Below are 26,136 nucleotides of genomic sequence, written 5' to 3'. Positions count from 1 at the left end.
AGTCTGTTTGTCCTCAATTTCCCAGTCTCCGCGTTCGAACGACCGCTGGCGTAGGGTGGAGGGGATGAACAGCGCAGTCGACCTCCCGCTCGGTCTGGCCGACCTCGCATTCGCCGCCTCCGGTGAGGCCCTCGTCCGCCGCACGATTCTGCCGAACGGCGTCCGCATCCTCAGCGAGCAGGTTCCCGGTGCGCGCAGCGCGACCCTCGGCTACTGGGTGGCCGTCGGCTCGCGCGACGAGACCGCCGATGTGGCGGGCAGCCTCGGCTCCACGCACTTCCTCGAGCACCTCCTCTTCAAGGGCACGCGCACGCGCACGGCCCTCGACATCGCGGTGTCCTTCGACTCGGTCGGCGGCGAGCACAACGCCATGACGGCCAAGGAGTACACCTGCTACTACGCCAAGGTGCAGGACCGCGACCTCCCGATGGCGGTGGAGGTCATCGGGGACATGCTCACCTCGTCGGTCCTCGACTCGACGGAGTTCGAGAACGAGCGCGGCGTCATCCTCGAAGAGCTGTCGATGGCGGAGGACGACCCGGCCGATGTCGCCAACGAGCGGCTCTTCACCGCGGTGCTCGGCGGCCATCCGCTCGGGCGGCCGATCGGCGGCCGTCCCGACACCATCCGCGCCGCGACCCGTGACGCCGTCTGGAGCCACTACCGGGCCAACTACCGGCCGCGCGACCTGGTCGTGACGGCCGCGGGCGCGGTCGACCACGACGTGCTCGTGGCGGGCGTGCGGCGCGCGCTCGACGCCGCGGGCTGGGACCGCGACGAGGAGGCCGTGCCGGTCGACCGTCGCCCGACCGCGGCCGCGACCGTCGAGCGCGGCGCCTCGGTGGTGACCGTCTCCCGGCCGATCGAGCAGGCGAACCTCATCATCGGCATGCCCGGCATCGTCGCGACCGACGAGCGCCGCACCACGATGAGCGTGCTCAACTCCATCCTCGGCGGCGGGATGTCGAGCCGGCTGTTCCAGGAGGTCCGCGAGAAGCGCGGGCTGGCCTACGCCGTCTACTCGTTCTCCGGCTCCTACTCCGACGCCGGCGTCTTCGGGCTGTTCTCCGGCTGCGCCCCGGCGAAGGCCAGGCAGGTCGCCGAGCTGATGCTCTCGGAGCTGCACCGCCTCGCCGACGGCGGGGTGACGGCGGACGAGCTCCGCCGCGCCGTCGGCCAGCTCTCCGGCGGGGCGGCGCTCGCGCTGGAGGACTCCGACACCCGGATGTCGCGGCTCGGCCGCGCCGAGATCAGCCTGGGGGAGTTCGCCGACCTCGACGAGAGCCTCCGGCGGCTGCACCTCGTCACCGCCGGTGACGTCCAAGAACTCGCACGTGACCTGGCAGACCGCCCGGTCTCGATCTCCGCGGTGGGTGGCGTCGACGATGACGTCTTCGCGGGCCTCGTGGCCTGACCGCCTGCCTCCATTCCCGTTACCTCGAAAGGTCTACCGGTGCCCCATTACCTCTACCTGGTGCGTCACGGCGAGCAGCAGGACGCCCAGCACGGCCTCCCCGACGGCCCGCTCTCGCCGCGCGGCAAGCGCCAGGCGCAGCTCATCGCCGACCGGTTGAGCGGGCTGCCGCTGACCGGCATGTACCACTCGCCGCTCGTGCGCGCGGAGCAGACGGCCTCGATCATCGCCGAACGGATGCCGGCGGTGGAGCCGGAGCCGTCCAGCCTGCTGTTCGACTGCATCCCGTCCGGGCCGACGCCCGACATGCCCAAGGCGTTCGAGTCGTTCTTCGGCTCCGTCACGGAAGCCGAGATCGACGCGGGCCGGGCCCAGATGGATGACGCGGTCAACGAGTTCCTGACGCCGGCGATGGGCGACAGGCACGACCTGCTGGTGACGCACAACTTCGTGATCGGCTGGTTCGTCCGGCACGTGTTCGACGCGCCGGCCTGGCGCTGGCTCGGCCTCAACCAGGCCAACTGCGGGCTCACCATCATCCGGGTGCGTTCGGCGAAGCCGCCCGTGCTGGTGGTGCACAACGACCTCGGCCACCTGCCGGTCGAGCTGCGCACCGGCCTGCCGGAGCTGCAGCCGGTCTAGCGACTCACTCCGGCGTGACGTTCGGGCCGAGCCGCTTGCGGAACCAGTCCGTCGCGTTCGGGTTGTCGTTGTACGGCTGGATGCTCTCGTAGCCGTGCGAGCGGTAGAGGCCGGCGGCGGCCTCCAGGCTCGCGTTGGTGTCGAGGACGACCTCGGTCGCGCCGAAGCCGCGCGCCCGGTGCTCGAGCTCGGCGAGGATGGCGCGGCCCAGGCCCTGACCGCGGTGCGCGGGCGCCACCCAGAGATGCTTGATCTCGTAGCGGACGATCTGCTCTCCGTCGTCGGTCTCCGACAGCGGGACGCTCAACTCGCGGACGCCGCCGCAGCCGGCCTCCCCGTCGTCGTACGCCAGCAGGAAGACGCCGGTCGGCGGGACGAACTGGCCGGGGTCGGGGAAGGTCGTGCGGTACGCGCCCTGGGAGGCGGGGAACGTCTCGGCGCGCTCGGCGAAGTAGTCGGCGAGCATCCGGTGGGCGGTCGCGTCGGTGACGGCGACATCGGCAAAGGACACCATCGTCCCAGCGTAACCGGCGGGCATTCGTGCCGAATGTCGCGTTCGGCGGCGCGTTATGCGGCATTCGTGCAGAATGTGCGCGGGTAGGGTGGACGGGTGACTATTCGCGTGGCCGTTGCCGGGGCGACCGGCAAGCTCGGATCCGTGGCGGTCCGTCTCATCGAGGCGGCCGACGACCTGGAGCTGGTGGCCGCCCTCGACTCCCGCACCCCGCTCGACGCGATGCTCGGCGCCGACGTGCTGGTGGACATGACGCTCCCGCAGGTCAGCCCGGGGATCGTCGCCTTCGCCGTCGACCACGGCCTCAACGTGCTGGTCGGGACCTCCGGCTGGTCGGCCGACCGCATCCTGGACCTGGAGCGCCGTGTCGCCGAGCACGAGGGCGCGGGCGCCGTCGTCATCCCGAACTTCTCCCTGGGCTCCGCGCTCGGCACCGCCTTCGCGACCGTCGCCGCCCGGTTCTTCGACTCGATCGAGATCGTCGAGACGCACGGCCCGGGCAAGGTCGACTCGCCCTCCGGCACCGCGGTGCGGACCGCCGAGCTGATCGCGGCCGCCCGGCTGCAGCGCGGCCCGGTGGACGCGCCGCACACCGACCAGCGGGCGCGCGGCCAGCAGGTCGGCAGCGTGCCGATCCACAGCCTCCGGATGCGCGGCGTCTCCGCCCAGCAGCAGGTGATCTTCGGCGGGGTGGGGGAGACCCTCACCATCCGCCACGACGCGAACGGGCAGGAGGCCTACGAGACCGGCATCCTGCTCGCGCTCCGCGCCGCCGCGACGACCACCGGCGTGCTCGTCGGCCTGGACAAGCTGGTCGACCTCGGCATCTCCGAGCCGGACGGGGAGCCGCCGCGCCCGACCGTCCGCGAGGTGTAGGCCGCCCGATGCGCAACCGTCTCTCGGCGCTGTTCATGGCGCTGCTGCTCGTCGTGTACCTCGTGCTGGTCTTCCAGCGGGCCGTGCTGCTCTTCGCCTCGGGGTCGGCCGTCGGCATCGCGATGAGCGTCGCGCTGATCGTGATCGGGCTCGTCGCGGCCTGGGCGCTCGTCCGCGAGCTGCTGTTCGGCCTCCGCACCGAGAAGCTCGTCAAGCTGATGGCGGCCGAGGGGACGCTGCCGGTCGACGACCTCCCGCACCGCGCCTCCGGTCGCCCGCTGCGCGACGCCGCCGACGAGGAGTTCCCGCAGTTCAAGGCCGAAGTGGAGGCCGCGCCCGAGAGCTGGCGCGCGTGGTTCCGGCTCGGGCTGGCCTACGACGCGAGCGGCGACCGGCGCCGGGCGCGCGCGGCGCTGCGGCAGGCGATCGGGCTGTACCGGTCGCAGGCGCGCACGGCCCGCTAGGCCGCCCGCTCCACCAGCCGGGCCATCGCCTCCTGCACCGTCGCGTCGCGGAACACGAAGCCGTCGTCGAGCAGGCGCTGCGGCAGCACCCGCTGATCCGCGAGCAGCAGCTCGCGCCCGGCCTCGCCGAGCGCGAGGGTCACGACCGGCCGCGGTAGCGGGAGGCCGTACGGGCGGTGCACCGCCTTGGCCAGCGCGCGCAGCACCTCGCCGGCGGTGGCGGGCTGCGGCCCGACGAGATCGACCGGTCCGCTCAGGCCGGAGGTCAGGAGGTGGACGATCGCGGCCGCCTCGTCGTGCAGGCTCACCCACGGCCAGTGCTGCCGGCCGCCCGCGATCGGACCGAGGAGCCCGAGCTTCGCGAGCGGCAGCAGCGGCGCCATCGCGCCGCCGGGCCCGACGACGACGCCGGTGCGGAGGGTGACGACGCGGGTGCCGGTGGGCGCGAGGTGCGCCGCGGTCTCCCAGGCCTCCACCACGTCCGACAGGAAACCGGTTCCCTTGGCGGAGTCCTCGGTCAGGGTCTGTCCCGGCCGGTCGCCGTAGTACCCGACCGCCGCGCCGCTGACGAAGACGCCCGGCGGGTTCGCGGCCTGGCGCATCCCGTCCGCGAGGGTTCCCGTCGCGGCCAGCCGCGAGTCGAGGATGCGGCGCTTGTGCGCGGCCGTCCACGGCAGCCGGTTGAGGGAGGCCCCGGAGAGGTTCACCACGGCGTCCGCGTCGTCCAGCAGCCGCAGGTCGATGCTCCGCGCCGAGGGGGCCCAGGCGCGCTCGTCCGCGGCGGCCAGCTCCCGCCGCACCAGGCGGAGGGCGACGTGGCCCTCCGCCCGCAGCGCGCGGACGAGCTCGGTGCCGATCATGCCGGACGCGCCGGCCACGAGCACCCGCATCGGCTCAGACGCCATCGTCTCAGGCCAGCGTGGCTTCGATCGTGATCGGGATGCCGACCAGCGCCCGCGAGACCGGGCAGGTGCGCTTCGCCTCGTCGGCGAGGCGCTGGAAGTCCTCCTCGCCGAGCCCCGGCACGGTCGCCTCGACCAGGAGGTGGCTGCCGGTGATGCCCTCGGCGGGGTCGAAGGTCACCGCGGCGGTGGTGCGGATGCTCTCCGGCGCGGTGCCGAAGGCTGCGAGGACGTTCGAGAACGCCATCGAGAAGCAGGCGGAGTGGGCGGCGCCCAGCAGCTCCTCCGGCGTGGAGGTCTCCGCGCCGCCCTCCGAGCGCGCCTTCCAGTTCACCGAGAGCGTCGCCGCTCCCGACGAGTCGAGCGAGACCGTCCCCGAGCCGGACTTCAGATCGCCGGTCCAGACCGTGGTGGATTCGCTGGTGACTGCCATGAGACCTCCTGTTGTTCCCTCGGCGGAATGCCGCGGGTCCGACCAGACTACTGGCGGCGTCCGACGCGTCGACCCCCGTCCGGGGGATTCCCGGTTTCGGCCCTCAGGCCGCGCTCGCGGGCCTCCGGATGACGCCGGCCCGCACGAGCAGCAGGTAGATCTGGCAGCCCAGGCAGTACGCGAACACAGCGTTCAGGAAGGCCGCGACGAACGCGAGCGCGGCGGCGATCGGCAGCGCGGCGGGCACGCCCAGCACGAACAGCAGGAGGCCGAGGCCGGTGACGACGAGCCCGACACCCTGCGCGAACGTCGGCGGAGCCGGGTCCTCCAGCTCGGTCGGCGGCGCGAGCCGGGGGCGCACCGCCACGCGGTACAGCAGGCCGTACGGATGGCGGCGCACGCCGGCGAAGGCTCCCCAGGCGAACAGGGCGGCGATCAGGAGCAGCAGCACAGCGGCGGCGACGGTCGCGCCGGTGAGGGCGAGGAAGAGGTCGATCAGCAGCAGGACGGCCGTGATCGCGGCGCCGAACCGCGGCGAGCGCGGGTCGATGCCCTGCTGGGTGGTGCGGGCGGTCTTCGGGGCGTCGGTCATGGTCACTCCGTCAGGATGCGGTCGAGGGCGCTGCGCACATCGCCGGGCCGTGCGGCCCCGGCGATGCGGCCACGGACGGTGCCGCGGGCGTCGAGCAGCAGGGTGGTCGGTGTCTGCAGCACGCCGAACCGGCGGGCGAGCTCCGGACGGACGGTCAGGTCGACGTCCAGGTGCTCGACGCCGTCGTGCTCGCCCGCGACGCCGTGCAGCACACGCGCAGTCGACGGGCACTGGGCGCAGAAGGCGGTGGAGAACTGGACGAGCGTCGCGCGCGAGCCGAGCCCGGCCGCGCCCACTTCGGCGGCGGTCACGCGGTCGGCCCGTGCCGAGCGGACCCGGCCGGTGCGGGCGCGCCAGAGGAGGCCGGCCGCCGTCGCGACGGCGACCAGTCCGAGCAGGACGAGGAGGGCGGAGGATGCGGACATGGTGAGCGTGACGATACGCGCGCCGCGGGGTCGGCTGAAGGCAGTGTGAACGAACATGACGGCGGCTGTCCTCCACAGCCTCGTCCTCCACGGCCGCGTCCTCCACGGCCTCGTCCTCCACAGCCCCGGCCCCGGCGCGACCTCTCCACAGATCGGACGGCGGGGAAGCGGTCGCCTGGCCCGACCCGATAGCCTTTACTTCATGGCTGCTCCCGCTAATCCCTTCGGCCAGGTGCTCGTCGCCCTGGTCACGCCCTTCACCGCCGACGGCGAGGTCGACTGGGCCGGCGTGGAGAAGCACATGGACGACGTGATCGTCGCCGGCGCGGACGGCATCGTCGTCACCGGCACCACGGGGGAGACCTCCACCCTCACCGACGCCGAGAAGCTGCGCCTGGTCGAGGTGGGCAAGGACGTCGCGGGAGGCCGGGCCAAGATCATCACCGGCGGCGGCTCCAACGAGACCGCGCACGCCATCCAGCTCTACAAGCAGAGCGAGAAGGCCGGCGCCGACGGCGTCATGATCGTCACGCCGTACTACAACAAGCCGACGCAGGCCGGAATCCTCACGCACTTCCGCATGATCGCGGACTCCACCGACCTGCCGGTGATCCTCTACGACATCCCGGGCCGCACCGGCGTCCCGATCAAGTACGAGACCATCCTGCGCATCGCCAAGCACCCCAACGTGCTCGCCATCAAGGATGCCAAGGGCGACTTCAGCGAGGTCAGCCGGGTGCTCAACCAGACCGACCTCATGTACTTCTCCGGCGACGACGCCAACGTCCTCCCGCACCTGGCGATCGGCGCCACGGGCCTCATCGGCGTCACCGCCAACATCACCGCGACCCCGTACCGCCAGATCGTGGACGCGGTCAACGCCGGCGACCTGGCCACCGCGACGGCCGCCCACCAGAAGCTGGAGCCGCTGGTCCGCGCCGTCATGACACACGTTCCCGGCACCGTCGCGGCCAAGTACATCCTGCACGGCCTGGGGCGCATCTCCAGCCCGCGCGTCCGACTCCCGCTGGTCGGCCCGGAGGAGTGGGAGGCCGCCCAGATCGAGGACGAGCTCGACCTCGTCCGCGACATCCCGGGCGCCGATTTCCGCAACTTCCGCCCCGATCGCAACGCCGCCGCCGGCGGCGCGCTGCCCAAGATCGCCGGCGCCACACGCTAGGGCCGCTCTGCGGCCGGATCCACCCCGGGCACGACGCCCGGACGCACGTACACACCTGAACATTGGAGGGCAGATGCCCAACCTCGTCTCCGCGCCCCCGGCACTCGAACCGGGAACGCTCCGAATCATCCCCACCGGCGGTCTCGGCGAGATCGGCCGCAACATGACCGTCTTCGAATACGAAGGCAAGCTCCTCATCGTCGACTGCGGCGTCCTCTTCCCCGAACAGGACCAGCCGGGCGTCGACCTGATCCTGCCCGACTTCCAGCCGGTTCGCGACCGTCTCGACGACATCCTCGGCGTTGTGCTGACGCACGGCCACGAGGACCACATCGGCGCGGTGCCGTATCTCCTCAAGCTGCGCGCCGACATCCCGCTGATCGGCTCCGGCCTCACCCTCGCGCTCGTGGAGGCGAAGCTCAAGGAGCACCGCATCCAGCCGTACACGCTCACCGTCAAGGAGGGCCGCACCGAGCAGCTCGGCCCGTTCGACCTGGAGTTCGTCGCGGTCAACCACTCCATCCCCGACGCGCTCGCCGTCGCGATCACCACGCCGGCCGGCACGGTGCTGCACACCGGCGACTTCAAGATGGACCAGCTCCCGCTGGACGACAGGATCACCGACCTGCGCGCCTTCGCCCGCCTGGGCGAGAAGGGCGTCGACCTGTTCATGGCCGACTCCACCAACGCCGACGTTCCCGGCTTCACGCCGCTCGAGCGCTCCATCGGCCCTGTGCTCGACAACGTGATCGCGCGCGCCCCGCGCCGGGTGATCGTCGCCAGCTTCTCCAGCCACGTGCACCGCGTGCAGCAGGTGCTCGACGCCGCCGCCGCCAACGGCCGCCGCGTCGCGCTGCTCGGCCGCTCGATGGTGCGCAACATGACCATCGCCTCCGAGCTCGGCTATCTCAAGGTGCCCGAGGGCGTGCTCATCGACTACAAGAAGGCGGCCGACCTCCCGGACGACGAGATCGTCTACATGTCGACAGGCTCCCAGGGCGAGCCGATGGCGGTGCTCGCGCGCATGGCGAACATGGACCACCAGATCGAGGTCGGCCACGGCGACACGGTCATCCTGGCCTCCAGCCTCATCCCGGGCAACGAGAACGCGGTCTACCGGGTCATCGATGGCCTGACCAAGCTCGGCGCCAACGTCGTCCACAAGGGCAACGCCAAGGTGCACGTCTCCGGCCACGCGGCCGCGGGCGAGCTGCTCTACTGCTACAACATCCTGAAGCCCCGCAACGTCATGCCGGTGCACGGCGAGTACCGCCACCTGGTCGCCAACGCGCGCCTCGCGATGGACACCGGCGTGCCGGAGGAGAACACGATCATCGCCGAGGACGGCACGGTCATCGACCTGCGCGACGGCGTCGCCCGCGTGGTCGGCCAGCTCGACCTCGGCTTCGTCTACGTGGACGGCTCCAGCGTCGGCGAGATCACCGACGCCGACCTCAAGGACCGCAGGATCCTCGGCGAGGAGGGCTTCATCTCGATCATCGTGGTGGTGGAGGCCGCCAGCGGCCGCATCGTCACGGGTCCGGAGATCCACGCCCGCGGCTTCGCGGAGGACGACGCGGTGTTCGACGCCGTCAAGCCGAAGATCGCGGCGGCGCTCGCCGACGCGGCCCACAGCGGCGTCCGCGACTCGCACGCGCTCTCCCAGGTGGTCCGCCGCACGGTCGGCCGCTGGGTGAACACCAGCTACCGCCGCCGGCCGATGATCGTCCCGCTCGTCATCGAGGCGTGATCCGGAGGGGGCCAGTCGCTCCTGTAACCCGCACGAAACACGCCGGCGAGTAGCGTTCAGCCATGACAGGGTTCCGGATCCGCCCGGCGAACCGCGAGGATGCGCGCGTCCTCTCGGACATGCTCGTGGAGGCCGCGAACTGGAACGTCTCGCGCGCACGTCCGCGCGTCGCGGTTCTGGAGGACCCGGCCGTCCTGCGCTATGTCGCCGGCTGGAAGCGGCCGGGGGACTTCGGCTGCGTCGCGGAAGACGCCCACGGCGCCGCTGTGGGAGCCTGCTGGGCACGGCTGTTCCCGGCCGACGCGCCGGGCAAGGGCTTCGTCGCCGTCGGCGTCCCGGAGCTGACTCTCGGCGTCAACGCGCAGTGGCGCGCGCAGGGCGTCGGCCGTGCTCTGCTCCAGGAGCTGGGCAGGCAGGCCGCCGCCTCGGGCGCGAACCGGTTGAGCCTCAGCGTCGAGCGCGCGAACTTCGCCCAGCGGCTCTACGTGAGCGAGGGGTATGTGACGGTCCAGTCGCGCGCGACGGCCGACACGATGATGCGCGCGGTGCGCTGAGCGGCCCGTCCCGCACAGCCTGTCCCTCACAGCCCGCCCGTCGCCGCCGATTTTCCCCGATATCAGCGCGTGATCCGTCCCCCTGCCGGGGGTCCGAAGTAGCGTTGAACCTATGGCTACGAGCACCAAGTCGACTTCGTCCGCCCGGGGGTCCGGTCGCGGCGGCTCGACGGCGCGCAAGACGGCCGCCAAGACCCCGACGAAGACGCAGAACCAGAAGACCGTCGCGTACCCGGCAGCTGACGACGCGCCGAGTCCGCTCGTCCGCGCCTGGATGGGCCTGGCGCACCTCACCGGCGGCGCGTTCCGCGCGCTCGGGCCGGAGAAGCTGAGCAAGGAGGAGCGCCGCGACGGCTTCCCGTTCTTCCTCGTGCTGCTCGCCGTCGCCGGGGTCGTCGTCGAATGGTTCCTGATCAACGACCAGGTCGCCCGCACGCTCGACTCGTGGACCTTCGGCCTCCTCTTCGGCCGCGTCTCGTTCGCCCTCCCGGTGATCATGGTGGTCTTCGCCGCCTGGCTGTTCCGGCATCCCAGCTCCGTGCACGACAACACGCGCATCGGGATCGGCCTCGGCATCCTGCTGCTGATGATCTCCGGCCTCTGCCACCTGTTCAGCCACCACCCGACGCCCACCGACGGCGTCGCCGCGCTGGCGCAGGCCGGCGGGATGCTCGGCTGGCTCATCGCCGCCCCGCTCTCCTGGCTGATCACGCCGTACGGGGCCGCCGCGGTCATCATCCTGCTGCTGATCCTGAGCCTCTTCATCATCACCAAGACGCCGCCCAACAAGCTGCCCGCGCGCATCCGCGAGCTGTACGCCTACCTGTTCGGCGCGCAGCTCCCCACGGAGGAGGAGCGCCAGGAGGCCAAGGACGAGCGAAAGAACCAGCGCACGGAGCAGGTCGAGCTCGACGGCCTGGACGAGCCGGAGGGCGAGACCGCGTTGCCCTGGTGGCGGCGCAACAAGTCCCAGCGCGAGGAGGACCCGGACTACGAGGCCCCTGCCGACCTCACCGAGGTGTTTGGCGCCCCCGCGCGCGGCAAGGGCGAGTTCGCCTCCGCGCTGGAGCCCGACCCGGCGAGCGACCACTACAACACCGATGTGCTCAGCGAGCTCGCCAACGCCGAGACCGTGCTGCAGCGCTTCACCGGCGAGCTGCCGCCGACCGCGGCCGCTGCTCCGCTCGTGCCGACCGCTCCCGCGGTGCTGCCCGGATTCCAGGCCGGCGCCGACGACTTCGACGAGACCGTCGCGGTCGACGAGGGGGTCGCACAGCCGACCGCGCCCTACAACCTTCCTTCGGCCTCCATGCTCGCGGCGGGCACGCCCGCGAAGACCCGCTCCAGCGCGAACGAGGAGATCGTCGCCGCGATCACGGAGGTGCTGACCCAGTTCGGCGTCGACGCCAAGGTGACCGGGTACTCCCGCGGCCCGACAGTCACGCAAGTACGAGATCGAGCTCGGCCCCGGCGTCAAGGTGGAGCGCGTCACGGCGCTCAGCAAGAACCTCTCCTACGCGGTCGCGAGCAACGAGGTCCGCATCCTCTCGCCCATCCCCGGCAAGTCCGCCATCGGCATCGAGATCCCGAACAGCGACCGCGAGATCGTCTCGCTCGGCGACATCCTGCGCTCCCCGGCTGCCGCCAAGAGCGTGCACCCGATGACCATCGGTGTCGGCAAGGACGTCGGCGGCGGGTTCGTGGTCGCGAACCTCGCGAAGATGCCGCACCTCCTGGTGGCCGGCTCGACCGGCTCCGGAAAGTCGAGCTTCGTCAACTCGATGATCACCAGCCTCCTGATGCGCGCGAAGCCGTCGGAGGTTCGCATGGTGCTCATCGACCCGAAGCGCGTCGAGCTCACCATCTACGGCGGCGTCCCGCACCTCATCACGCCCATCATCACGAACCCCAAGAAGGCCGCGGAGGCCCTGCAGTGGGTCGTCAAAGAGATGGACATGCGGTACGACGACCTGGCGAGCTTCGGCTTCCGGCACATCGACGACTTCAACAAGGCGGTCGTCAACAACGAGATCGTGCTGCCGGAGGGCAGCGAGCGCAAGCTCAAGCCCTACCCGTACCTCCTCGTGGTCGTCGACGAGCTCGCCGACCTGATGATGGTCGCCCCGCGCGACGTCGAGGACTCCATCGTCCGCATCACCCAGCTCGCGCGCGCGTCCGGCATCCACCTGGTGCTCGCGACGCAGCGCCCGTCGGTGGACGTCGTCACCGGTCTCATCAAGGCCAACGTCCCGTCCCGCCTCGCGTTCGCCGTGACCAGCGTCACCGACTCGCGCGTCATCCTCGACCAGCCGGGCGCCGACAAGCTCATCGGCCAGGGCGACGCACTGTTCCTGCCGATGGGCGCCTCCAAGGCGCTGCGCGTGCAGGGCGCGTGGGTGAACGAGGACGAGATCCAGAAGGTCGTGGAGCACGTCACCCGCCAGGCCCGGCCGGAGTACCGGCAGGACGTCACGGTCGGGGCCGAGAAGAAGCAGATCGACTCGGACATCGGCGACGACCTGGAGCTGCTGCTCGCGGCCGCCGAGCTCATCGTCTCGTCGCAGTTCGGCTCGACGTCGATGCTGCAGCGCAAGCTGCGGGTCGGCTTCGCCAAGGCAGGCCGGCTCATGGACCTCCTGGAGTCCCGCGAGATCGTCGGGCCGTCCGAGGGCTCGAAGGCCCGTGACGTGCTGGCGACAGCGGAGCAGCTCCCGCAGGTGCTGGCACGCCTGCGCGGGGAGGAGCCGCCGTCGCGTCCCGCCGCCGCGCCTGCGCCGGCCGGACAGCCTGCCCCGCAGCCGACCGCCGGCGTCCACGACGACGGCGACCGCTACGGGGTCGATCCCGTCGCTGCGATGACCGAGGGCTATCCTGAGGTGGACGGCGACTCGGACGAGGACGCCTGGCAGCTGACCGACAGGGAGTAGATCGCATGTCGGTTCCTGACGCGCCTCCGCCTGCCGCGGCGGACGGCAGCACGAACCGTGCGAGCAACTGGAACGTGCCCAACCTGATCACGGTGGTGCGCATCCTCCTCGCGCCGGTGTTCATCTGGATGCTGCTCGCCGACGCCGGCCACGACGGCCCGCTGCGCTGGACGGCGGCGGTGCTGTTCGTGCTCGCCATCGCCACCGACGGCGTGGACGGCGCCATCGCGCGACGCAACAACCTGGTCACCGACCTCGGCAAGCTGCTCGACCCGATCGCCGACAAGGTGCTGACCGGCGGCGCGCTGGTGTCCCTCTCGATCCTCGGCGAGCTGCCCTGGTGGGTCACCATCGTCATCCTGGTGCGCGAGATCGGGATCACGGTCTATCGGTTCGTCGTCATCCGCCAGGGCGTCATCGCGGCGTCCCGCGGCGGAAAGATCAAGACCATCGTGCAGTCGGTGGCCATCTCGTTCGCGCTGTTCCCGCTGTGGACGATCTTCGGCGACTGGATCTTCTGGGTGAACGGCATCCTGATGACCGCCGCCGTGATCCTCACTGTCGTGACCGGCTTCGACTATCTCTGGCAGGCCTACCGCGGCCGGAGGGCCAAGCGTGCGGGGGCCTGACGACGTCGCCGACGCCGACCTCACCTTCCGGGTGGTGCGCACGCTCATCGAGCGCCGCCAGACGATCGCCGTCGCGGAGTCGCTGACCGGGGGCGGCCTGGCGGCCGAGCTGACCCGCGTCCCCGGCGCCTCGGCGGTCGTGCTCGGCGCGGCCGTCGTCTACGCGACCGAGCTCAAGCACACGCTGCTCGGGGTGGAGGCCGACCTCCTGCTGCGGGAGGGGCCCGTCGACCCCGAGGTCGCGCGCCAGCTCGCGGCCGGGGTGCGGGAGCGGCTCGCCATCGACGGGCGGCCGGCCGACCTCGGCCTCTCGACGACCGGTGTGGCCGGCCCCGACCCGCAGGGCGGCCGGGCGGTGGGCACGGTCTTCATCGGTGTCGCGTCGGCGGCGGGAGTGCGCTCCGTCGAGCTGAGGCTCGCGGGGGACAGGCAGTCGATCCGCTCGCAGACCGTCTCGCGGGCGGTGCGCGAACTGGCCGTGGAGCTCGGGATCGTGGAGGGCTGACACCCCTTCGGGGGTGCTTCCGGATTCGGCTGCAGCCCAGGGAATAGCTGGTGTTTCCGTTCGGTTACACCTCCTTGCATTCACAACGAAAGCCCAGTCGTCGCGGATATCGTGACTGACATGGATGCGGTACAGTTGGCATCCAATTCGATACGTCGGCAGGGTAGAAGAAGGAGGCTCCGAAATGATTCTTGTACGTCAGGAAATCGGCGACGTGCTCAGGGACTTCCGCCTGCAGAAGGGCCGCACCCTCCGCCAGGTCGCGAGCAAGGCGAGTGTCGCCCTCGGCTACCTCAGCGAGGTCGAGCGCGGTCAGAAGGAGGCCTCGAGCGAGATCCTCGCCTCCGTGGCCGACGCTCTGGAGACTCCGGTCTCCGTCATCATGCGCGAGGTCGGCGACCGCATCGCGGTGCTCGAAGGCCTCGAGCCGGTCATCCCCGACACCATCCCCGACGACTTCGTCTCCGCCATGGACGCGAACCTCGTCTCCCGCTGAACATCCACGACATTCCGAAAGGGCGCCCCGCACGATGCGGGGCGCCCCTCGTTTAAGGTGAACCCATGAAGTTGAGCGAGTTCCAGCGCGCCGTCACCGACGAGTTCGGCTCGGGATACGGGCAGGCGCTGCTGACCGACCTGGTGCTCGGCGAGCTCGGCGGACGCACCGCCCAGGATGCGTTGAACGCCGGCACCCCGGCGCGCGAGGTCTGGTTCGCACTGTGCCGCGAGACCGGTGTGCCGCAGTCGCACTGGTACGGCGCAGGCAAGCCGGCCCCGAAACGCTAGCGACACGCCGGGGCGAGTCGCTCGAAGATATGTTCGGAACTGGGTAGACTCCTGCACAGGCAGCAATCGAAAACGAGTTGTCCACGGATCCATCGGCCGACACCCGGAGTGTCGGCGGTCGGCCATACAGTCGAACTCGTCAGCGAAGCCCACGAAGGAGAACCGCAATGCCATCACCCGCAGACCGCGAGAAGGCGCTCGAGACCGCGCTCGCCCAGATCGACCGTCAGTTCGGCAAGGGCTCGGTCATGCGACTGGGCAGCGACGAGCGCGCCCCCGTCGAGGTCGTCCCCACCGGGTCGATCGCACTCGACGTGGCCCTCGGCATCGGGGGTCTGCCCCGCGGCCGCATCGTCGAGATCTACGGTCCGGAGTCCTCCGGTAAGACCACGCTGACGCTGCACGCCATCGCCAACGCCCAGCGGGCCGGCGGCATCGCGGCCTTCATCGACGCCGAGCACGCGCTCGACCCGGAGTACGCCCGCAAGCTCGGCGTCGACATCGACGCCCTCCTCGTGTCACAGCCCGACACCGGTGAGCAGGCGCTCGAGATCGCCGACATGCTCGTGCGCTCCGGCTCCATCGACCTCATCGTCATCGACTCCGTGGCCGCGCTCGTGCCCCGCGCCGAGATCGAGGGCGAGATGGGTGACTCCCACGTCGGTCTCCAGGCGCGCCTCATGTCGCAGGCGCTCCGCAAGCTCACGGGTGGGCTCAACCAGACCAATACCACGATGATCTTCATCAATCAGCTGCGCGAGAAGATCGGAGTATTCTTCGGAAGCCCCGAGACCACCGCCGGTGGTAAGGCGCTCAAGTTCTACGCGTCGGTGCGACTCGACATCCGCCGCATCGAGACCCTGAAGGACGGCACCGAGGCGGTCGGCAACCGCACCCGCGTCAAGGTCGTGAAGAACAAGATGGCGCCGCCCTTCAAGCAGGCCGAGTTCGACATCCTCTACGGCGTGGGCATCTCGCGCGAGGGCAGCCTGATCGACTTCGGTGTCGAGCACGCGATCGTCAAGAAGTCCGGCGCCTGGTACACGTACGAGGGCGACCAGCTCGGCCAGGGCAAGGAGAACGCGCGCAACTTCCTCATCGCGAACCCCGACATCGCCGCCGAGATCGAGAAGAAGATCCTGATCAAGCTCGGCATCGTCGCGGACCCGAATGCGGTCGCGGCGCCGGCGGAAGCGGACAACGTGGACTCGCTGGAGAAGAAGCTGCAGGCTCGCAAGGGGGCGTGATCGCGGGCTCGGCGTGAGCCGGGCATCGACAGCGAGCAGCACTGACGTCAGCGGGAGAAGAATGTGGAGGGGCCGTCGTGGTCGTGAGATTTCCTTCCGAAGCGTCGGGTACCGGGGGCGACGGGGCTGACCACGTGGCTCCAGTGACGCCGTTGCGTCGTGCGGCGAAGTCGGGGTCGGCGAGCTCGAAGCGTGAGCGCTCGGGTGAGCCGGGGGTGGTGCGGCCGGTGGCGGAGCTTCCGGGAGCGCAGGAGGCTGCGGCTGCGGGTTCGGATGAAGCGTCCGAGCGGTGGAACAACACGTGGGCGGGTGAGCCGGTGCGACGTTCCACGGCGGTGGATGCCACCTCTTCGCCCGACCCGAGCGCTTCGCCCGAAACCGGCATGGCGTCCGCGGACGACGAGGAGACCGAGCGGCTGGCACGGCAGGCGTCGGGGGTCACGATCCGGCAGCTTGCGCGGCGGGGGATGTCGCGGTGGGAGCTGGAGCAGCTCCTGACCAAACGTGAGATCGCTCCGGAAGTGTTCGGTCCGGAGCTCGATCGGCTCGCCGCGATGGGCGTGATCGACGACGCATCGCTCGCGGCGTCGCTGGCGTTCACGCAGCACAGCCGGAAAGGGCTCGGGAGGTCGGCGATCGAGCTGGACCTGAAGCGGCGGCACATCGCTCCCGAGCTGATCGAGGAGGCGCTCGCCGACATCGCGGACGAGGACGAGGTGGAGCGGGCGACCGAGCTGGCCGTCAAACGAATCGGGCAGCTCTCGTCGTACGACGACGAGACCGCGCGTCGGCGGCTGCACGCGTTCCTCGCGCGCAAGGGCTACGACTCCTCGGTGGTCCGGCAGGCGATGGACGCGGCGTTCGCCACGCGTGGGCGTCGCGGCGGAGTGCGATTCCAGTAGGCGCGAACGGGGGCCGGGCGGTCGTTCGATTCCGGTCCCGGTCGAACGTAGAATCGTACGCATCATGAGCACCATCGAGTCGATCAGCGCCGAGCCGAGCACCACAGAGTCGAGCACCGCCGAACACTCCCGCGTCTTCGAGCCGTCGCCGGCCGCGCTCACCGAGGACGGGCGTCCGCGGACGTACGAGGTGCGCACGTTCGGCTGCCAGATGAACGTGCACGACTCCGAGCGGCTCAGCGGCTCGCTGGAGGCCGCCGGCTACGTCCCGGCGGACGGCGCCGAGGCGGACATCGTCGTGATCAACACCTGCGCGGTGCGCGAGAACGCCGACAACAAGCTCTACGGCAACCTCGGCCACCTCGCCGGGGTCAAGCGCCGCCACGCGGGCATGCAGATCGCGGTCGGCGGCTGCCTCGCCCAGAAGGACAAGAACGTCATCCTCGAGAAGGCGCCCTGGGTCGACGTCGTCTTCGGCACGCACAACATGGGCTCGCTGCCCGGCCTGCTCGAGCGCGCGCGGCACAACGACGCGGCGGAGATCGAGATCCTGGAGTCCCTCGAGACCTTCCCGTCCACGCTGCCCACCAAACGCGACTCGTCCTACTCGGGCTGGGTGTCGATCTCGGTCGGCTGCAACAACACCTGCACTTTCTGCATCGTGCCGTCGTTGCGCGGCAAGGAGAAGGACCGTCGTCCCGGCGACATCCTCGCCGAGATCGGCACGCTGGTCGAGGACGGCGCCATCGAGGTCACGCTGCTCGGCCAGAACGTCAACTCCTACGGCGTCGAGTTCGGCGACCGCCAGGCGTTCAGCAAGCTGCTGCGCGCGGCGGGGGAGATCGAGGGCCTGGAGCGCATCCGCTTCACCAGCCCGCACCCGGCCGCGTTCACGGACGACGTCATCGACGCGATGGCGGAGACGCCGAACGTCATGCCGCAGCTCCACATGCCGCTGCAGTCCGGCTCGGACCGCATCCTCAAGTCGATGCGCCGCTCGTACCGGTCGGAGAAGTTCCTCGGCATCCTCGACCGCGTGCGCGCCAAGCTGCCGGACGCGGCGATCAGCACCGACATCATCGTCGGCTTCCCCGGTGAGACCGAGGAGGACTTCCTGGAGACGATGCGCGTCGTCGAGCAGGCCCGTTTCGCGTCCGCCTTCACGTTCCAGTACTCCATCCGCCCGGGCACCCCGGCGGCCGACATGGCCGACCAGGTGCCGAAGGAGATCGTGCAGGAGCGCTACGAGCGCCTGATCGCCCTCCAGGAGCGCATCTCCCTGGAGGAGAACGAGCGCCTGATCGGGCGCGAGGTCGAGCTGCTGGTGGCCAACGGGGAGGGCCGCAAGGACGCCGACACGCACCGCCTGAGCGGCCGGGCGCGCGACAGCCGCCTCGTCCACTTCGAGCTGCCGGACGGCTCCGACGGCCCGCGTCCCGGCGACGTGGTCACAGTGAGGATCACGCAGGCGGCGCCGCACTACCTGATCGCGGACAGCGTCGACGGCGCGCCCCTCGCCATCCGCCGCACCCGCGCGGGCGACGCGTGGGACCGTGCGGAGGCCGAGTCGTGCGCGGTGCCGTCCCACGGCGACGGAGCGCAGACGGCCGGCCGGGTGTCGCTCGGCCTGCCCGCGCTGCGCCCGCGCGACCCGCTGACCTCGCCGGGTGTCGGCACCATGCCGATCTACGACCCGTCGGACGGCCAGCGCTGAGCGGCGACGCCGAGGCCCCGGCCGGCATCATCGCCATCGTCGGCGCCACCGGCACCGGCAAGACCGAGCTCTCGCTCGCACTCGCGGAGGCCCTGCGCGCGCACGGCCGCGCCGCCGAGGTCGTCAACGCGGACGCGATGCAGTTCTACCGCGGCATGGACATCGGCACGGCGAAGCTTCCGCAGGCCGAGTGGCGCGGCGTGCCGCACCACCTGTTCGACGTCCTCGACGTGACGGAGGAGGCGACCGTCGCGCGCTACCAGCCGGAGGCGCGGCGGGTGGTCGAGGAGATCCTCGGGCGCGGGGCGACGCCCATCCTCGTCGGCGGGTCCGGGCTGTACGTGTCCAGCGTGATCTTCGACTTCCGGTTCCCCGGCACCGACCCGGAGCTCCGGGCACGGCTGGAGGAGGAGCTCGCGGCGCAGGGGCCGGGGATACTGTTCCGTCGGCTGGTGGAGGTCGACCCGGAAGCGGCGCAGCGCATCGGGTCGTCCAACGGGCGGAGGATCGTCCGCGCGCTGGAGGTCGCCGAGCTCACCGGGCAGTCCGTCAGCGGCGCCCTCCCGGACGAGCCGCAGTACTGGCGGCCGACCGTCGTGCTCGGGCTTGCGGCGCCGCGCGAGGAGCTCGTCCTCCGGCTCGACGCGCGCGTCGAGCGGATGTGGCACGAGGGGCTCACCGATGAGGTGCGGCGGCTGATCCCGCTCGGCCTGGAGGACGGGGTGACCGCCCGCCGCGCGATCGGGTACGCCCAGGCGCTCGCGGAGGTGAAGGGCGAGCTGACCCGTGCCGAGGCCGTCGCGGCCACGCAGCAGCTCACCCGACGGTACGCGCGCAGGCAGGTGAGCTGGTTCAAGCGCTACGCCGGCATCCACTGGCTCGGCTACGACGATCCGGACCTGACGGCCACCGCCCTGGACGCGCTCGGCACTCGCTGAGCCGGCGCCCGATAGGCTGGAGCGATGGCGACGCTCCACTTCACCAAGGGTCAGGGGACCGGCAACGACTTCGTGCTCTATTCCGACCCGGACGGGCGACAGCCGCTGACGCCGCAGCAGATCGCCGCGATCTGCGACCGGCACTTCGGGATCGGCGCCGACGGCGTGATCCGCGCGGTCCGATCCACGCACCTGCCGGAGGGCGCAGAGGCGCTGGCGGAGGACGACGGCGCCGAGTGGTTCATGGACTACTACAACGCCGACGGGTCCGTCGCCGAGATGTGCGGCAACGGCATCCGCGTGTACGTGCGCTACCTGCTGGCGTCCGGGCTCGCCGAGCTCGCCGACGGAGACACCCTCTCGATCGGCACCCGCTCCGGTGTGCGCGATGTGCAGCGCAACCTGACCGGGTTCCAGGTCGACCTCGGCCGGTGGAGCCTCGACGGCGGCGAACCGCTGGTGCGCGCCAAGGAGCTGCCGGTCGCGCGCCCCGGTCTCGGCATCGACATGGGCAATCCGCACGTGGTCGTCGCGGTCGCCGACGAGTCCGAGCTGGAGGCCGCCGACCTCACCTACATCCCGCACATCGAGCCGGAGCCCGAGGACGGCGCGAACGTCGAGTTCGTCGTTCCGCAGGACCCGCTGGTGCGCGACGGCGTGGGCCGCATCCGCATGCGCGTGCACGAGCGCGGGAGCGGCGAGACACTCTCCTGCGGCACGGGTGCGGCCGCGGCGGCGCTGGCCGTGCGGCACTGGGCCGGCTCCGGTGCTCCCGACCAGTGGCGCGTGGAGGTGCCGGGCGGCACCGTGGGCGTGCGCATGTTCCCGACCGAGGACGGCGAGCACGTCGCGCTCTCCGGCCCGGCCGAGCTGGTCTACACGGGCACCCTCGAACTCGCCTGAGCTGCGGTGGCTGAGGCGCGCTCAGGCCTCCGCCGCGCGCCGCGTGCGGAGGACGCGGTAGCCCTTGGAGATGGCGGCGCGGGTCGTCGTCAGCTCGGGCATGGTCGCCTGGATCCAGCGCTGCAGCGAGTCGCTGCCGAGGTTGCGCTGCACGACCAGCCACGCGTCCGACCCCGGCTCCAGTCGCGGCAGCCAGCGCTCCAGGATGTCGTGGAGCTCGTTCTTGCCGACCCGGATGGGCGGATTGGACCAGATCGTCGTGAATTCCAGCGACTCGGGAACATCGTCCGGCGTCACGGGGTTTACATTGGTGAGACCGAGCTTCTGCGCATTCCGGCGCACCACGTCCAGTGCTCGGGTGTTGACGTCGACCGCCCAGACGGTCGCATGAGGGGATTCGAGAGCAAGTGTGAGAGCCAGAGGTCCCCAGCCGCAGCCGAGGTCGAGGAACTGACCGCCGGGCGGCGCGGAGGGGACATGGTCGAGGAGCACTCGCGTACCCATGTCGATGCGCTCGGGGCTGAAGATCCCGTTCGCCGTCACCAGTTCGTACGTCTGGCCCGCCAGGCGTGCGGTGAACGGCCGCAGGTTCAATTCGCTCTCGGGAGCGGGTGAGAAGTAGTGATCTCCGCTGGCCATATAGAGGACCGTACAGGACGCGGACCTTCAGACAAACACGGCAGAACAGACCGACTAGGGTGTACCCCACCTGGATCAGGGGACAGTGAATGACCGAACGAACAGATTTCGAAGAGCAGACCGCGGAAGCGACCGCAGAGCAGACCGCAGAACACACCGTCGACGACGTCGTCGCGCGCGTGCTCGCCACCCAGCAGAACCGCGCCACCGTGACGCTGTTCGGCTCCGGAGCGCAGGCGCTCCAGTCCAACGACACCGACGGCGACGGCCACGACGGCGAGCAGTACGAGCGCGAGGAGCGTGCGGCGCTCCGCCGTGTCGCCGGGCTCTCGACCGAGCTCGAGGACGTCACGGAGGTCGAGTATCGGCAGCTGCGGCTGGAGAACGTCGTGCTCATCGGCGTGTACTCGCAGGGCTCGTTGCAGGACGCGGAGAACTCGCTGCGCGAGCTCGCCGCCCTCGCCGAGACCGCGGGCGCCGCGGTGCTCGACGGCCTCCTCCAGCGGCGGCCGCATCCCGACCCCAGCACGTACCTCGGCCGCGGCAAGGCGGAGGAGCTGGCCGGGGTCGTCCGGGCGCTCGGCGCGGACACCGTCATCGCCGACACGGAGCTCGCGCCCAGCCAGCGGCGTGCGCTGGAGGACGTGGTGAAGGTGAAGGTGATCGACCGCACGGCCGTCATCCTCGACATCTTCAGCCAGCACGCCAAGAGTCGCGAGGGCAAGGCGCAGGTCGAGCTCGCGCAGCTCGAATACCTGCTCCCGCGCCTGCGCGGCTGGGGCGAGTCGATGTCCCGCCAGGCCGGTGGCCAGGTGGGCGGCGCGGGTGCCGGCATGGGCTCGCGCGGACCGGGCGAGACGAAGATCGAGCTCGACCGGCGCCGCATCCACTCGCGGATGGCGAAGCTGCGCAAGCAGATCGCCGGGTTCAAGCCCGCGCGCGAGGCGAAGCGCGCGAACCGCAACCGCAACTCGGTGCCCTCCGTCGCGATCGCCGGGTACACGAACGCGGGCAAGTCCAGCCTCCTGAACCGGGTGACCAAAGCGGGCGTGCTCGTCGAGAACGCCCTGTTCGCGACGCTGGACGCGACCGTGCGCCGCTCGGTGACCGCCGACGGCCGGCTGTACACGCTGGCCGACACGGTCGGCTTCGTGCGCAACCTGCCGCACCAGCTCGTGGAGGCGTTCCGCTCGACGCTGGAGGAGGTCGCCGACTCCGACGTCATCCTGCACGTGGTCGACGGCTCGCACCCCGACCCGGCGTCGCAGCTCGCGACCGTCCGGGACGTGATCGGAGAGGTCGGCGCCAGGGACATCCCGGAGATCGTGGTGTTCAACAAGGCCGACCTCATCCCGGCCGACGACCGGCTCGTGCTGCGCGGCCTGGAGCCGGGCGCGATCTTCGCGTCCGCCCGGACCGGTGAGGGCATCGACGAGGTGCTCGCCGCGATCGCGCGCCTGCTGCCGGACCCGTCCGTCGAGGTGGAGCTCGTCGTCCCGTACGACCGCGGCGACCTCATCTCTGCGCTGCACGAGCGCGGCCGCGTGCTCTCCACCGAGTACGTGGAGGACGGCACGCGCGTGCGGGCGCGGATCATGCCCGAGTACCAGTCCGTGTTCGAGCCGTTCGCCGTCTAGAGCGGGCGAGAAGCCGGCAGAAGAGGCCGGGCGGAACCACTGTGTCGCCAGATGACGCAGCGGGTTCCGCCCGGCCTCCGTCGTTGTTACTGTGCCTACACAACCGAAGCGGGCGACCGCTGACGTGGTGCGACAGCCGAGCCCGGCACCCGCCCGCCCCCTCCATATCGACGTTCCGACGTCGACCGGAGGAGGCCGCCTGTGACGCTGATCGACACCCGAGGAATCATGGACTGTACCGACGCGCGGTTCTCATTCGAACTGTACCCGCCGCGCAATGAACGCGCCGCAGCCGCGCTGCCCGCGACGATCGACCGCCTCGCCGCCGCCGGTCCCGACTTCATCTCGGTGACCTACGGGGCCAACGGCTCTTCCCGGTCGTCGTCGCTGGAGGTGCTCCGCTACATCCTGGAGCAGACCGATGTCAGCCCGATGGCGCACCTGACCTGCGTCGGGTCGACGCACACCGAGGCGAACCGGCTGATCCGCGAGTTCCTGGACGCCGGCATCCGGCGCTTCCTGGCGGTGCGCGGCGACCCGCCCGCGGGCCTCGAGCCCGGGGACGACGGCCTGGGCGATATCAAGAGCTCCGCGGAACTCGTGCAGCTCATTCACCGGGTGCAGGCCGAGCGCGTCCCGTACGACGCGCTCCCCGTGCCGGGGCTGCGAGCGCAGGCCGTGCTCTCGCAGCGCGAGCACGTGCAGATCGCGGTCGCGGCGTTCCCGCACGGGCACCCGTCCCGGTCCGTGTCGCAGGACATCGACGCCCTGCTCGCCAAGCAGGCGGCCGGCGCGAATCTCGGGATCACGCAGCTCTTCTTCCACGCCGAGGACTACCTCTCGTTCGCGCAGCGGGCGAAGGAGGCCGGCGTGGCCTTCCCCATCCTCCCCGGCATCATGCCGGTCACCTCGCCCGCGCGGCTCGCGCGGATGCTGGAGCTCAGCGGCGAGGACCTCCCGAGCGACCTCGCCATCCAGCTCGAGGTCGAGCCGGACGACGAGGGCCGCCGCGAGCTCGGCATCGAGTGGACGGCGCGCCTGGCGCAGCGGCTGCTCGACGGCGGCGCCCCCGGCATCCACCTCTACACGTTCAACCAGCACTCCGCCGTCCTCTCGGTCCTCGAGAGGGTCGGGCTGCTGGACCCGGCCACATCGACCACCTCCACCCCCTCGCAGAAAGCAGGCGACCCCGCATGACCGACACCACCACCCGTTCCGCCTTCCCGGTGGGCACCATCATCGGCTACCCGCGCATCGGCCGGCGCCGTGAGCTCAAGAAGGCCGTCGAGGCGTTCTGGGCCGGGCAGACCACCGCCGAGGAGCTGGAGGCCACGGCCGCCGCGCTGCGCGCCACCACCCGGGAGCGGCTCGCCGCGCTCGGGCTCGGCCGCGACGACGCCGCGATCCCGGAGAGCTTCAGCTTCTACGACCAGGTGCTCGACGCCGCTGTGACCGTCGGCGCCATCCCGTCCCGGTTCGCCGGGCTCGCCGCGGCGGACGGCTCTGTCGACCTGGCCGGCTACTTCACCATCGCCCGCGGCGAGGGCGACAAGGCCCCGCTGGAGATGACCAAGTGGTTCGACTCCAACTACCACTACCTCGTGCCCGAGCTCGGTCCCGAGACGGCCTTCCGGCTCGCGTCCGACCGCATCGTCCGGGAGTTCGAGGAGGCCCGCGCCGCCGGGTACGTCACCCGCCCGGTGATCGTCGGCCCGGTCACCTTCCTGCTGCTGAGCAAGGCTAGCGACGAGGCGCCGGAGGGCTTCCGGCCGCTGTCGCGGCTCGGCGACCTGCTGCCGGTCTACCGCGAGCTGCTGGCCCGCCTGGCCGCGGCGGGCGCGCCGTGGGTGCAGCTCGACGAGCCTGCGCTCGTCTCCGAGAGCATCGACGAGCCGCGCACCGAGGTGCTGGACGCTGTCCGTGTCGCCTACGCCGAGCTGGGCGGCGCGGCCGAGCGCCCAGCGATCTTCGTCGCGGCTCCCTACGGCAGCCTGGACGACGCCCTCCCCGTGCTCGCCGGTTCGCCCGTCGAGGCGATCTCCCTCGACCTGGTGAGGGGCAGCGTCCCGGCCGGGCTCGACGCCGCCACCCGCACCGCGCTCGCGGGCAAGACCATCGTCGGCGGTGTGATCGACGGCCACAACATCTGGCGCGGCGACCTGGAGGCGGCCTTCGGGACGCTGACCGAGCTGCTCTCGCTGAGCCCCGACGTCGCGGTGTCGACCTCCACCTCCCTGCAGCACGTCCCGCACGACGTGGACGACGAGCCGGACCTCGACGCGCGCCTGAAGACCTGGCTCGCGTTCGCGGACCAGAAGGTCGGACAGGTCGCCGTGCTGGCGCGCGGCATCGTGGACGGCCATGAGGCTGTGCAGGACGAGCTCACCGCGGCGACCGCGGCGCTCGCGGACCGTGCCTCCGCCCCGGGCGTGCGGGTCGATGCCGTGCGCTCGCGGGAGGCCGCGCTGACCCGGGCGGACTTCCGCCGCGGCGAGTACGGCGCGCGTCAGGCGGCGCAGGACGAGGCGCTGCACCTGCCGTTCCTGCCGACGACCACGATCGGGTCCTTCCCGCAGACCGCGGACATCCGCCGCTCGCGCGCCCAGCTGGTCGCCGGCGTCATCGACGAGGCGGAGTACCTCGGCCGCATGCAGGCGGAGATCAAGCGCGTCGTCGACCTCCAGGAGGAGATCGGCCTCGACGTGATCGTGCACGGCGAGCCGGAGCGCAACGACATGGTGCAGTACTTCGCCGAGAACCTGGACGGGTTCGCGGTGACCCGCAACGGCTGGGTGCAGTCGTACGGTTCGCGCTGCACGCGCCCGTCGATCCTCTGGGGCGACGTGTCCCGGCCGAAGCCGATCACGGTGGACTGGTCGACGTACACCCAGACGCTGACCGAGAAGCCGGTCAAGGGCATGCTGACCGGCCCGGTCACGATCCTCGCCTGGTCGTTCGTGCGCGACGACCAGCCGCTCGGCGAGACCGCGCGGCAGGTCGCCCTTGCCCTCCGCGACGAGATCGCCGACCTGGAGGCCGCGGGCATCCGCGTCGTGCAGGTGGACGAGCCGGCGCTGCGTGAGCTGCTGCCGCTCAAGCGCGCCGACCAGGCCGCGTACCTGGACTGGTCGGTGGGCTCGTTCCGGCTCGCGACCTCCGGGGTGGCGGACGCGACGCAGATCCACACGCACCTCTGCTACTCGGAGTTCGGCGTGGTAATCGACGCGATCCGCAACCTGGACGCGGACGTGACCAGCATCGAGGCGGCGCGCAGCCGCATGGAGGTCGTCCACGACATCCAGCGCTCCGGCTTCGAGCACGGCATCGGCCCGGGCGTCTACGACATCCACTCGCCGCGCGTGCCGTCGGTCGCCGAGGTGACCGAGCTGCTGGAGACGGCGCTCAGCGCCATCCCGGGCCGTCAGCTCTGGGTGAACCCGGACTGCGGGCTCAAGACCCGCGGGTACGACGAGACGGTGGCGTCGCTGCGCAACATCCTCGCGGCGACCCGCGACGTGCGGGAGCGGGTCGGCGTCACGGCCTGATCCGTCCTGCCGGCGAGG

Annotated in this window: 25 protein-coding genes and 1 pseudogene; 20 read left to right on the top strand and 6 right to left on the bottom strand. The window is 71.1% G+C overall.

Annotated elements, in window-relative coordinates:
• Positions 1 to 64 precede the first annotated feature (64 nt).
• Positions 65 to 1,414, top strand: a complete 1,350-nt coding sequence (locus ABH923_RS03960; RefSeq protein WP_370054076.1) for a M16 family metallopeptidase — start codon at positions 65 to 67, stop codon at positions 1,412 to 1,414.
• 39 nt (positions 1,415 to 1,453) lie between these two features.
• On the top strand, positions 1,454 to 2,056 hold the full coding sequence (locus ABH923_RS03955) for a histidine phosphatase family protein (protein ID WP_370054075.1): 603 nt from the start codon (positions 1,454 to 1,456) through the stop codon (positions 2,054 to 2,056).
• A gap of 4 nt (positions 2,057 to 2,060) precedes the next feature.
• Here ABH923_RS03955 and ABH923_RS03950 read toward each other — a convergent pair whose 3' ends face one another.
• The gene (locus ABH923_RS03950; RefSeq protein ID WP_370054074.1) at positions 2,061 to 2,570 is read right to left on the bottom strand and encodes a GNAT family N-acetyltransferase; all 510 of its coding nucleotides are present in this window, start codon (positions 2,568 to 2,570) and stop codon (positions 2,061 to 2,063) included.
• A gap of 96 nt (positions 2,571 to 2,666) precedes the next feature.
• On the opposite strand from ABH923_RS03950, the gene dapB reads away from it, so the two are divergent.
• Together dapB and ABH923_RS03940 are read left to right on the top strand one after the other, a co-directional pair.
• Entirely contained in the window at positions 2,667 to 3,446 is a 780-nt protein-coding gene (dapB, locus tag ABH923_RS03945) for a 4-hydroxy-tetrahydrodipicolinate reductase (RefSeq protein ID WP_370054073.1), read from the top strand.
• Positions 3,447 to 3,454: 8 nt separating this feature from the next.
• Positions 3,455 to 3,910, top strand: coding sequence for a hypothetical protein (locus tag ABH923_RS03940; RefSeq protein WP_370054072.1), 456 nt, complete (start codon positions 3,455 to 3,457; stop codon positions 3,908 to 3,910).
• On the opposite strand, the gene ABH923_RS03935 is transcribed toward ABH923_RS03940, so the two are convergent.
• From ABH923_RS03935 to ABH923_RS03920, 4 genes are all read right to left on the bottom strand, one after another.
• Positions 3,907 to 4,815 carry a TIGR01777 family oxidoreductase gene (locus ABH923_RS03935; RefSeq protein WP_370054071.1) on the bottom strand — a complete coding sequence of 303 codons (909 nt, stop codon included), beginning with the start codon at positions 4,813 to 4,815 and terminating at the stop codon, positions 3,907 to 3,909. The two genes, ABH923_RS03940 and ABH923_RS03935, sit on opposite strands and share 4 nt — an antisense overlap.
• A 4-nt stretch (positions 4,816 to 4,819) precedes the next feature.
• On the bottom strand, positions 4,820 to 5,245 hold the full coding sequence (locus tag ABH923_RS03930) for an OsmC family peroxiredoxin (RefSeq protein ID WP_370054070.1): 426 nt from the start codon (positions 5,243 to 5,245) through the stop codon (positions 4,820 to 4,822).
• Between the two features lie 103 nt (positions 5,246 to 5,348).
• Entirely contained in the window at positions 5,349 to 5,837 is a 489-nt protein-coding gene (locus tag ABH923_RS03925) for a DUF4395 family protein (protein ID WP_370054069.1), read from the bottom strand.
• A gap of 2 nt (positions 5,838 to 5,839) precedes the next feature.
• Positions 5,840 to 6,262, bottom strand: a complete 423-nt coding sequence (locus tag ABH923_RS03920) for a thioredoxin family protein (RefSeq protein WP_370054068.1) — start codon at positions 6,260 to 6,262, stop codon at positions 5,840 to 5,842.
• A gap of 202 nt (positions 6,263 to 6,464) precedes the next feature.
• On the opposite strand from ABH923_RS03920, the gene dapA reads away from it, so the two are divergent.
• From dapA to dapF, 13 genes and pseudogenes are all read left to right on the top strand, one after another.
• Positions 6,465 to 7,442: a 4-hydroxy-tetrahydrodipicolinate synthase gene (gene dapA, locus ABH923_RS03915; protein ID WP_370054067.1), complete on the top strand. Its 978-nt coding sequence runs from the start codon at positions 6,465 to 6,467 to the stop codon at positions 7,440 to 7,442.
• 73 nt (positions 7,443 to 7,515) lie between these two features.
• Complete coding sequence (locus ABH923_RS03910) at positions 7,516 to 9,192, top strand: ribonuclease J (RefSeq protein WP_370054066.1); 1,677 nt, start codon at positions 7,516 to 7,518, stop codon at positions 9,190 to 9,192.
• Between the two features lie 62 nt (positions 9,193 to 9,254).
• Positions 9,255 to 9,746: an N-acetyltransferase family protein gene (locus ABH923_RS03905; RefSeq protein ID WP_370054065.1), complete on the top strand. Its 492-nt coding sequence runs from the start codon at positions 9,255 to 9,257 to the stop codon at positions 9,744 to 9,746.
• Between the two features lie 112 nt (positions 9,747 to 9,858).
• Positions 9,859 to 12,673: pseudogene (locus ABH923_RS03900) on the top strand (DNA translocase FtsK 4TM domain-containing protein).
• Positions 12,674 to 12,678: 5 nt separating this feature from the next.
• A complete protein-coding gene (pgsA, locus tag ABH923_RS03895) occupies positions 12,679 to 13,302 on the top strand; it encodes a CDP-diacylglycerol--glycerol-3-phosphate 3-phosphatidyltransferase (protein ID WP_370054064.1) in 624 nt (207 codons plus the stop codon).
• Entirely contained in the window at positions 13,289 to 13,807 is a 519-nt protein-coding gene (locus ABH923_RS03890; RefSeq protein ID WP_370054063.1) for a CinA family protein, read from the top strand. Before pgsA ends, ABH923_RS03890 begins: the two co-directional genes overlap by 14 nt.
• A gap of 184 nt (positions 13,808 to 13,991) precedes the next feature.
• Entirely contained in the window at positions 13,992 to 14,303 is a 312-nt protein-coding gene (locus ABH923_RS03885; protein WP_345834619.1) for a helix-turn-helix transcriptional regulator, read from the top strand.
• A 65-nt stretch (positions 14,304 to 14,368) separates the two neighbouring features.
• Positions 14,369 to 14,593 carry a DUF3046 domain-containing protein gene (locus tag ABH923_RS03880; RefSeq protein ID WP_370054062.1) on the top strand — a complete coding sequence of 75 codons (225 nt, stop codon included), beginning with the start codon at positions 14,369 to 14,371 and terminating at the stop codon, positions 14,591 to 14,593.
• A gap of 167 nt (positions 14,594 to 14,760) precedes the next feature.
• Entirely contained in the window at positions 14,761 to 15,840 is a 1,080-nt protein-coding gene (gene recA / locus ABH923_RS03875; RefSeq protein WP_370054061.1) for a recombinase RecA, read from the top strand.
• 134 nt (positions 15,841 to 15,974) lie between these two features.
• Positions 15,975 to 16,742: a regulatory protein RecX gene (locus ABH923_RS03870; RefSeq protein WP_370054060.1), complete on the top strand. Its 768-nt coding sequence runs from the start codon at positions 15,975 to 15,977 to the stop codon at positions 16,740 to 16,742.
• Between the two features lie 64 nt (positions 16,743 to 16,806).
• A complete protein-coding gene (gene miaB, locus ABH923_RS03865) occupies positions 16,807 to 18,456 on the top strand; it encodes a tRNA (N6-isopentenyl adenosine(37)-C2)-methylthiotransferase MiaB (protein ID WP_370054059.1) in 1,650 nt (549 codons plus the stop codon).
• The gene (miaA, locus tag ABH923_RS03860) at positions 18,453 to 19,394 is read left to right on the top strand and encodes a tRNA (adenosine(37)-N6)-dimethylallyltransferase MiaA (protein WP_370057290.1); all 942 of its coding nucleotides are present in this window, start codon (positions 18,453 to 18,455) and stop codon (positions 19,392 to 19,394) included. The genes miaB and miaA overlap by 4 nt, the downstream gene beginning before the upstream one ends.
• A 24-nt stretch (positions 19,395 to 19,418) precedes the next feature.
• Positions 19,419 to 20,297, top strand: a complete 879-nt coding sequence (dapF, locus tag ABH923_RS03855) for a diaminopimelate epimerase (RefSeq protein WP_370054058.1) — start codon at positions 19,419 to 19,421, stop codon at positions 20,295 to 20,297.
• Between the two features lie 21 nt (positions 20,298 to 20,318).
• Here dapF and ABH923_RS03850 read toward each other — a convergent pair whose 3' ends face one another.
• A complete protein-coding gene (locus ABH923_RS03850) occupies positions 20,319 to 20,936 on the bottom strand; it encodes a class I SAM-dependent methyltransferase (protein ID WP_370054057.1) in 618 nt (205 codons plus the stop codon).
• 89 nt (positions 20,937 to 21,025) lie between these two features.
• On the opposite strand from ABH923_RS03850, the gene hflX reads away from it, so the two are divergent.
• From hflX to metE, 3 genes are all read left to right on the top strand, one after another.
• Positions 21,026 to 22,573 carry a GTPase HflX gene (gene hflX / locus ABH923_RS03845; RefSeq protein ID WP_370054056.1) on the top strand — a complete coding sequence of 516 codons (1,548 nt, stop codon included), beginning with the start codon at positions 21,026 to 21,028 and terminating at the stop codon, positions 22,571 to 22,573.
• Positions 22,574 to 22,801: 228 nt separating this feature from the next.
• Positions 22,802 to 23,770 (top strand): methylenetetrahydrofolate reductase, encoded by a 969-nt coding sequence (locus ABH923_RS03840; RefSeq protein ID WP_370054055.1) that lies wholly within the window; start codon positions 22,802 to 22,804, stop codon positions 23,768 to 23,770.
• Positions 23,767 to 26,118, top strand: a complete 2,352-nt coding sequence (gene metE / locus ABH923_RS03835) for a 5-methyltetrahydropteroyltriglutamate--homocysteine S-methyltransferase (protein ID WP_370054054.1) — start codon at positions 23,767 to 23,769, stop codon at positions 26,116 to 26,118. Before ABH923_RS03840 ends, metE begins: the two co-directional genes overlap by 4 nt.
• Positions 26,119 to 26,136: the final 18 nt, after the last annotated feature.

The sequence above is a fragment of the Leifsonia sp. EB41 genome (assembly GCF_041262565.1).
Taxonomy (GTDB): Bacteria; Actinomycetota; Actinomycetes; order Actinomycetales; family Microbacteriaceae; genus Leifsonia.
This window is presented reverse-complemented; position numbering and strand designations above follow the sequence as displayed.